The sequence below is a fragment of the Paenibacillus sp. SYP-B3998 genome (genome assembly GCF_010820665.1).
Taxonomy (GTDB): domain Bacteria; phylum Bacillota; class Bacilli; order Paenibacillales; family NBRC-103111; genus Paenibacillus_E.
The window spans coordinates 1-10,020 of sequence record NZ_JAAIKC010000032.1; the positions used below are offsets into that span (position 1 = coordinate 1).

Sequence of the window (10,020 nt, forward strand, 5' to 3'; positions counted from 1 at the left end):
CCGACGTGTAGATGACATAGGCCACATCTGTCGATTGATTGATCGGCGTCAGATTCGAGCTGGTCTTGTGGTAGGATTGCTCGTCATCCAGCAGCACAAACGCACCCTCGAAAGCAACTTTCTCCTGCAAATGCGCCTGAAGCAGCAGTACCTGCGCTCCCGAATCTTCCAACATGTAGCGGATGCGATCCTCGGGATACTCGGGGTCAATCGGCACGTAGGCTCCGCCAGCTTTCAGAATCGCCAGGATGCCAACAACCATGTCAAGCGAGCGCTCTGCCAGGATGCCCACCAGTTGTTCCGCCTGTACGCCCCTTGCTCGCAAGGTTCGCGCCAAACCGTTCGCCCGCTCGTTCAATTCCCGGTACGTCCATTGTTTGTCCTCATACACAACCGCTAGCGCCTCTGCATTTCGCTCCGCCTGCTCCTCAAACAGCTGATGAATCGTCTGATTACGCGGATAATCCGCGGCCGTGTCATTGAACGCATGCATAATCTCATCTTTCTCTGCAGCTGTCGTCAGTTCCAATTCGCCCACAGCAACTTGCGAGTTCGCCACGATTTGCTCCAGTACGTTCACTAAATGACCCTTCACCCGTTCTATGCTCGTCCGATCAAACACCTGTGCATTGTAATCGAAGCGGATGACGATCTCTTCTCCAGGCATTACGATCAAATTGAAGTCATAATTGGTTTGTTCCGCCACTTGGACATCCGTAATCACCAAATTGCTGCTACCATCCTGGCCGCCAGAGCGCTCCATCTGCTCTTCCACAGGGTAGTTCTCGAACACCATAATGTGGTTGATCAGGTTTTGCTTTTGTGCGCTTTGCGCCTGAATTTCATACAACGGATAGTAATCGTAACTGCCGGAATCTAGCGCCTGTTGCTGCAATTTGCCCATCACTTCGGCAAAGCTCGCCTCCGGATTGCAGGTGACGCGAATCGGGATCGTGTTAATAAATAACCCGACCATTTCTTCAATCCCCGGAATTTCGGCCGGTCTACCCGACACGACGCCCCCGAACACCGCATCGCCCGTTCCGTTATACTTCTGCAACAGAACGCCCCATGCCGCTTGCATCAGCGTATTGAGCGTCACCTGGTGCTGCTTCGCCAACCGGCTCATTCGTCCGCTAAGAGGTTTGCCCAAATCGCAGACGACATGTTCCCGCACGTACGGTTTATCCTCACCTTGCCCTTGCGCCTTTCCTTGCGGCAGTGCGATCTGTCCTTCGTATCCGGCCAAGTACTTGTTCCAATACATGGACGCTGCTTTACCGTCCTGCTTCTCCATCCACTGGATATATTGACTGTAAGACGGCGCCGCTGTCTGTTCAAGATGATCGCCCCGCACGTATGCAGCATACATTTCCAACAATTCCTGGGTAAGCTGCGGCATGCACCAACCGTCCATCAAAATATGGTGAGAACTCCAAAGAACTAGGTAGCTTTCTTCCTCGATGTGCACCACCGTTACACGCATCAGTTCATCCTGCTCCAGATCAAATCCCCTTGCCTTGTCTGCTTTCACTAAGTGCTCCACGGAAGCTTCCCGCTCGTTTTCCTGCATATCGCGCAAATCTTCATATGCGAATCCAATCCGCTTGTCCCGGTACACAATTTGCATAGGTTCCCCGCTCGAATCCCTGTAGAAATTCGTCCGCAGTACAGCATGGCGTGCTGCTAATGCACGCCAACTATTGGCGAACTGTTCCACATCGAGCATTCCTTGCAAAGTGAACCGCGTTTGCTCGAAATAGGCTCCCGCATGGCCGTCCATCGCGCTATGGAACCACATGCCCTTTTGCATCGGCGTCAACATGTAGATGTTTTCAACTTCCCCGATGTGACGCGTTCGTTCTGCGATTCGATCCAGTTCCTCCAGACTCAGTCCCTTGAGTAGGACGTCGCTCGGCGTCAGTTCTGACCGCTCTTTCGCTGCACAATGCCTGATGATTGCCTGAATACTCTCTTGCAGCCATCCGGCCAACTTCTCGATCGTTTCCCTGCGATATTCTCTCTTGCTGTAGCTCAGATCCATGGACAACGAGCCTTCCGTAATCATCCCGTTGATGTCCAGCGCGTATTGACGCAACTGCCTGCTGCTAGCATCCGAACCGCTGGAATATGACGATATCCCAAGCTCATTGTTTTGCAAATCTTGATCGAACTGCCCCAGGTAATTGAAGCTAATCTCTGGGGCTGCGCTCCATACGGCCTCATCCGTATGTTCCGACAAGTATCGGCTTATGCCATACCCGATTCCCTTGTTCGGAACTTGACGCAATTCTTCCTTCACCTTCTTGATCTGATAGGACAAGTTTCTGTCTGGCTCCATCTCAAGCATTACTGGATACTGGCTCGTAAACCATCCCACCGTGCGCGTGATGTCGATGTCCGTTAGAATGGACTCGCGTCCATGTCCTTCCAGATTGACCAACACGCGATCATGTCCGCTCCACTTCTGTACAGCCATCCCTAACGCCGCTAGCAAAATGTCGTTCATCTCCGTGTTATACGCCCGGTGCACCTGCTTGAGCAGCTGCTCCGTTTCCTTACTGCTCCACTGAATGACAATCGATTCGCTATCCTGCTGCAAGGAGTATTCCGTTTCCAGATCCTTAGGCAGCGATTTCGTATCGATTTGCCCGATGCGCTCCCAGTACGCCCGTTCGTCCGCTATCGCCGTACTTTGCGCATATGCCGCAAGCTGCTCAGACCATATACGGTACGCATCCGTCTTCGCTGGCAGGCGAATCTCTTCGCCCTGCACGGCTTGTTCATATCCGCTTGCGATATCTTCCAGCAAAATCCGCCACGACACGCCGTCGATCACGCTGTGATGTATAACGATCAGCAGATGATCCCCGTCCGCACACTGGAACAGCCCAGCATTCACTAGCGGACCCGTCTCCAGATTCATACGGCTCTGAATCTCGTTTACTTTCGCTTCGATGGCCTGTTCGAGCTTCGCTTCTCCCCTGAAATCCACCACTTCAAGGCTATAAAGCTGGCCTTCGGCGATTCCTCGGTTCCATCCGATATAGCCGCCGTTGTCCGCCATGCGGAACACCATCCGCAGCGCATCGTGATGCTCCGTTACCTTCCGCATCACCTTATGTATCGCCGTTTCGTCGAACCCTTCCTTCCGATGCAGCATAACCGATTGATTGAAATGATGCGGATCGGCAAGCGGCTGCTCGAAGAACCATTTCAGAATCGGTGTCAGCGTCACCTCTCCAGTCACTTCACCCTGATCAGCTATTCTTGCAACAGGCTGAACGTGCGAGACCAGCTGCGCGATGGTCGGATATTTGAACAAATCGCGGATTTCCAGCTTGTAACCAGCTTGATGCAATCTGGAAGATACCTGAATCGATTTGATCGAATCGCCGCCCAGCTCGAAGAAGTGGTCCATCACGCCAATGCGCTCTGAACCGAGTACCGCCTGCCACACAGTTGCAAGTGTCCTCTCCGTCTCATTTCGCGGAGCCACATATTCTCCTCCTGTCGAAGCGCTTCCTTCCGGAGCAGGCAACGCCTTGCGATCAAGCTTCCCGTTCGACGTGAGGGGCATCTGTGCGATCTGCATAAAATACGACGGGATCATGTACCCTGGCAGCTCTTGCGACAACGTATCCCTCAGCTCGCCTACCGTAAGCTCGCTGTCCGCGACAAAGTACGCGCACAACGATTTTTGGGAGGCTTCGTCTTCCCTTGCGATCACGACAGCTTCCTTTACGGATGCGATTTTCAAGACCTGGGCTTCCACCTCGCCAAGCTCGATTCGATAACCGCGAATGTTCACCTGCTGGTCGATCCGTCCCAAATATTCAATATTGCCGTCTGGCAGCCATCTGGCCAAATCTCCAGTCCGATACATCCGCTCGCCCGGCTCGAAGGGATTATCCACGAACTTCTCTGCGGTTAATTCGGGGCGGTTCAAGTACCCTTGCACCGTACCTGCTCCTGCAATGCAAATTTCACCTGGTACGCCAACCGGCTGCATTTGACGATTCGCGTTCACGATGTACACGCGTTTATTCGCCACAGGTTTGCCAATAGGCACAACAGATGCTTCATCATGCTTGCATCGGTAGTACGTAGCGCAAACGGTTCCTTCTGTCGGTCCATAAGTGTTGTACACTTCTGCTGCATGCAGATTGGCATAATGCCCTCTTCTAAGCACATCGCCACCGGAAATAAACAGTCTTACGCGATGCCCGACTCCTAAGCTGTGATTTAACTCGTTTAACAATAGAGGAGAACAAGAAATAACGGTCACTTTCTTATCTTTTATTTCTTGCGACAAGGTTCGAACATCCATAACCTCTTCCTTGCTTACAACCACGATGCTCGCCCCTGTCAGGAGAGCTGGATACAACTCTTCTACCGAGGTATCAAATGAAATGGACGCTTGGTGTAAAATTCGATCCTTGAAATTAATGCCGAATTTCTCAATGAAACTGTTGACATAGCCCCATACATTTTGGTGGGAGACCATCACACCCTTAGGGTTGCCTGTCGTTCCCGATGTATAGATCACATACATCAAATGTGTCGGCTTATTGATCAACGCCAGATTCGAACCGTCTTCGCTATAGGACTCCTCATCGTCCAAAGCAACCCACTCGCCAGCAAAAGTCACTCGCTCCTGCAGATGACGCTGAGCCAACAGCACTTGCGCCCCCGAATCCTCCAGCATGTAGCGAATGCGTTCCGTTGGATAATCCGAATCAACAGGTACGTAGGCTCCTCCCGATTTCAGGATCGCTATAATGCCCACGATCATTTCAACAGAACGTTCAGTCATTATACCCACCAACTGATCAGGCTTCACGCCTTGTGCCCGCAATGTACGCGCCAACCGATTCGCCCGTTCGTTCAGTTCCCGATAGGTTAACAGCTTGTCCCCAAACACGATCGCCGTTGCCTCTGGCGTGCGTTCCACTTGCTCTTCAAACAACTGATGAATCATCTTCTCGCGCGGATATTCAGTTTCCGTAGCGTTGAACGCGAACTGAATTTGTTCCTTCTCTTCTACAGTCAACATGTCAAACGTCGCAATCGCAGCCTCTGGAGCATCCACAATGGCAGTGAGCAATTGCTGAAAATGTTTCGCTATCCGTTCAACCGTTTGCCGTTGGTACAAGGCAGTGGCATACTCAAGACTGCATACCAATCCGTCGTGCCCTTCTGTGACATCCAGACTCAGATCAAATTTCGCCACTTTCTGTTCGGTAGGGTATGGTTTCAACTCAAGCCCTTCAAGGCGAAGCTCCTTGCTCTCCGTGTTTTGCAGAGTAAGCATCGTATCAAAGAGCGGATTGCGGCTCAAGTCTCTGACCACCTGCAATTTCTCCACCAGTTCCTCAAATGGATAGTTCTGGTGTTCATAGGCCCCCAGCGTTGTTTCTTTGACTTCTTTCAAATAAGACAAGAACGTTTTCTCATTCGCCGGATAATTGCGGATGGCAAGCGTACCCACGAACATCCCGATAAGCGGCTGCAGATCCCCATGGGTTCTTCCCGCAATCGGCGTGCCCACGATGACGTCTTCCTGACCCGTATATTTATGAAGCAGGATCGTATAAGCCGCAAGCAATACCATATACAACGTTGATCCCGTTTCTGTCGCGATTCGGTTCAAACCCTCGCTCATCTGCGGTTCAATAAAGAATTGAAGCGTATTTCCATCGTAGCTTTGCACAGCAGGACGAACATCATCCGTCGGCATTTCCAGTACAGGCAGTTCCCCGCTAAACTTATCCAGCCAGTATGCTTCCTGTTGTTGCATCTGATTCTTCTGTACTTCGGATAACTGCCAAGCTGCGTAATCCTTGTACTGAATACGTAAGGGCGGTAATTCTTCGCCACTGTAGAAGCGAACAAATTCCTCTACCAAAATCCCCATCGAAACGCCATCGGAAATAATGTGATGCATGTCCAGCATTAGAATATGGCGTTCCTTCGTTAGCTCGATCAGACCTACGCGCAAAAGCGGCGGCTTCGCCAAATTGAACGCTTGAACAAATCGGCGCACAACTTCTCCTGCTTCTTGGGCGCTAGCCTGCATATAGGCCACCGCAAAGCTCACTTCCCGCTGTATCTGCTGTACCGGTTCGCCGTTCACCATCTCAAAGCCTGTGCGCAATGTCTCGTGACGAGCAATCAGCGACTGGAACGCTTCCTCGAATCGCGCTCGATTAAGATCGCCTTCGAGCATCATCACACCTGGCATGTTGTAGCTTTGTTCCGCTCCTTCGAGTTGATGCAGGATATACAATCGTTTTTGCGCGGAGGATACCTGATAGCAGTCGCTTTCTTCGGCCAGAGGAATCTCGCTATACGCCTGCTGTTCCATCCCGCTAATCAATTGAGCCAGTTCTTCAATCTTAGAGAAGCGAAATACATCTCTCAGCGATAGGTCAACGTTCAACTCCTGATGCACCTTGCTGACCAACGTCGTTGCACGCAAGGAGTGTCCGCCAAGATCGAAGAAGTTGTCCTTTACCCCGACCTTCTCCAGCCCGAGCACTTCCTGCCAGATGCGCACCAGCTTCACTTCCAGCGGTGTGCGTGGCGCTGTATACGTTGCTCCCGTATTCACGCTGCTTTCCGGCGCCGGGAGCGCCTTTCGGTCAACCTTCCCGTTTGACGTAAGCGGCATCTGCACGAGCTGCACGAAGTACGACGGGATCATGTACGACGGCATGCCTTGCGACAGCGTCCCTCTCAGCTCGCTTACCGTCAGCGGTCGATCCGCTACGAAGTACGCGCACAACTGCTTCTCTCCGTCATCATCTGCTCGCGCAATGACAAGAGCCTCCTGAACGGACTCCACCTTCTGCAACTGCGCTTCCACTTCGCCCAGCTCAATCCGATAACCCCGTATTTTCACCTGATGATCGATCCGGCCCAAGTACTCGATGTTGCCGTCCGGCAGCCATCTCGCCAAGTCTCCTGTCCGGTACATCCTCTCGCCCGGCTCAAACGGATTGTCCACGAACTTCTCTGCCGTCAGGTCCGGACGGTGCAAGTAACCGCGCGCCAGTCCGTCCCCAGCCACATACATCTCACCCGCCACACCCATAGGCACGTTCTTCCGATTCGCATCCAGCACGTACACCCTTAGCGTCGGAATCGGATACCCGATGTTGCTTTTCGCTTGCTCGATCTCTACCTCGGTGATTTCCTTATACGTCACATGTACCGTCGTTTCGGTAATCCCATACATATTGATTAACTGGGTATTCGGGTATTTCGCCCTCCAGTCTTTCAATAATTGCGGACTTAACGCCTCTCCGCCAAAGATCACTTTGCGTATGCGCAGCTCGGCTCCGCTCGCTGCCAATGCTTCGCGCAGCAGCTGATAGAAGGAAGTCGGCGTCTGGTTCAAAATCGTCACTTGTTGTTCGCTCAGCAGACGCAAGAATTGGGCCGGATTTTTCGCCGTTAATGACGGCACCACCACCAATTTGCCTCCATACAGCAGTGCCCCGTACATTTCCCATACCGAGAAATCAAAGCAGAACGAGTGGAACAACGTCCATGTATCCGACGCTTCGAAATCGAACAGGTTTTTGCTGTTGAACAATAACCGCACCACGTTCTTATGTTCGATCAAGGTTCCCTTCGGCTTACCTGTTGTGCCCGACGTGTAGATGACATAGGCCACATCTGTCGATTGATTGATCGGCGTCAGATTCGAGCTGGTCTTGTGGTAGGATTGCTCGTCATCCAGCAGCACAAACGCACCCTCGAAAGCAACTTTCTCCTGTAAATGCGCCTGAAGCAGCAGTACCTGCGCTCCCGAATCTTCCAACATGTAGCGGATGCGATCCTCGGGATACTCGGGGTCAATCGGCACGTAGGCTCCGCCAGCTTTCAGAATCGCCAGGATGCCAACAACCATGTCAAGCGAGCGCTCCGCCAGGATGCCCACCAACTGTTCCGCCTGTACGCCTCTTGCTTGCAAGGTTCGCGCCAAGCGGTTCGCCCGCTCGTTCAATTCCCGGTACGTCCATTGTTTGTCCTCATACACAACCGCTAGCGCCTCTGCGTTTCGCTCCGCCTGCTCCTCAAACAGCTGATGAATCGTCTGATTACGCGGATAATCCGCTGCCGTGTCATTGAATACATGAAGCAACTGATGCTTTTCCTGCTCGGATAATAGCTCTACGCTTCCTATTTCAAGTTCAGGGTTGTATAAAACAATGGCAAACAAATGATTTAAGTGAGCTACTGTTTGAGTAATAAAATCTTTGCTGTACAGATTTTCGTTATACATCAGATTCAATTGAATCGAGTCGTGCTCCAATTCAAACTTAAATATAATATCTGCAATCACACTTTTATTCACATCAACACTATGCAGTTCTTTCAAGGAAACGAGCGTGTTGACAACGGGAATTCCGTTTTCATCCCGCAGATGCAAACGTTCTGTCATCTTTCGAAACGGTATGCTTTGATGGTTGAGCACTTCAGCAAGGGAGTGTTTCAATGCATTCAACAAAGATTTAAACGTGCTGTCGGTACGCACCTTATCCTTGAAAACAACTATATCGTCTATAGGCAGCCAGGAACGATTCGGATTTCTGACGGCTGGCATGCCCACTAAAATGTGTTCTTCATTCGTATATTTGTACAGTAAACATTGGACTCCGGTTAACAAGATCATGTATGCAGCCAGATGAGAGCCTCCGGACATCTGAATGATTCGCTCAGATACATCGGCAGACAACTTACTGGAAAGTGTTTGAGCAATGACGGCAGAGCTGCCTGGGGCTTTACTGTAAGGCAGTATCGTAGGTGTATCTTCACCATCAAATTTCTCGCTCCAAAAAACGGATTCTCTCTCAAATGTCACCCTAGTCTTTTCCCCCTTCTCAGCCTAAAATGCTACATGTTTGAACCCTTATTTTTCTCATGAAGGTGTGTGCGATTGACCACGCAACCGCACACATTTCCAACAGCTGATTTTAAAAAGCAAAGTCAATTTCTTCTACCGAGGCTTCCTCATTCCTGATAGGATTCAAAGTGATATCTGCCAACCGACGATGTGGCTGCTCACAAATTTGGGAAATAATAGCGAGTAAACCTTCCACAAAGTTGTCAACCATACTCTTCGTAAACAGTTTTGTGCAGTATTCAAAGTATCCGCACGTCTGGCCATCCTCGAACCTAATTCCAAAGGTCAAATCAAATTTGGCGATCGTATGATTTTGCCGGTACGTTTCTACGGTTAATTCACCGAGGTGCGCTGTCTGATCTTCTGTGTTTTGCAAAACAAACATGACGTCAAACAACGGATTGCGGCCCAATTCCCGTGTTACCTGCACCTTTTCCACTAGCTCCTCGAACGGATAATCCTGATTCTCATAAGCTCCTAAGGTCGTTTCTTTGACTTCCTCCAGGTAAGTGAAGAACGTCTTGTCCTTCGCCGGATAATTACGAATCGCGAGTGTACCCACGAACATACCAATGAGCGGTTCCAAATCCGCATGCGTTCTTCCCGCAATCGGCGTGCCTACGATAATATCTTCTTGACCCGAGTACTTATGAAGCAAGATCGTATAAGCTGCCAACAGCACCATGTACAACGTTGACCCGGTATTTTCGGCGATTTGTTGCAGCCCCTCGCTTCTCTGTTTGTCAATGACAAAGTGCAACACATCTCCCTCATAGCTGCGGATAGGTGGTCTTGAGAAGTAAGTCGGCAGCTCCAACTGCGGCAATTCTCCCTGCAATTCTTGCAGCCAGTACGCTTCCTGCTGCTTCAGCCGCTCGCTGTGCGCTTCGGATTGCTGCCAAGCCGCGTAATCCTTGTACTGAATCGTTAGCGGTATCAGTTCCTCTCCGCCGTACAAGCGGACAAATTCCTCTACCAGAATATTCATTGAAACGCCGTCCGAGATGATGTGGTGCATATCGAACATCAGGATATGACGATCCTTCGCCAGCTCGATCAACCCCACTCGCAGCAGCGGCGGCTTCGCCAGTTCAAACGCGCGGATG

The 10,020-nt window shown here is 51.0% G+C and carries 2 protein-coding genes; both read right to left on the reverse strand.

The window, feature by feature from the left end; translation table 11 throughout:
• On the reverse strand, window positions 1-8,872 hold an 8,872-nt coding region (locus GK047_RS29065; RefSeq protein ID WP_163954248.1), incomplete at its 3' end, for a non-ribosomal peptide synthetase.
• Between the two features lie 112 nt (window positions 8,873-8,984).
• A partial coding sequence (locus GK047_RS29070; protein WP_240344366.1) for a condensation domain-containing protein occupies window positions 8,985-10,020 on the reverse strand: 1,036 nt, incomplete at its 5' end.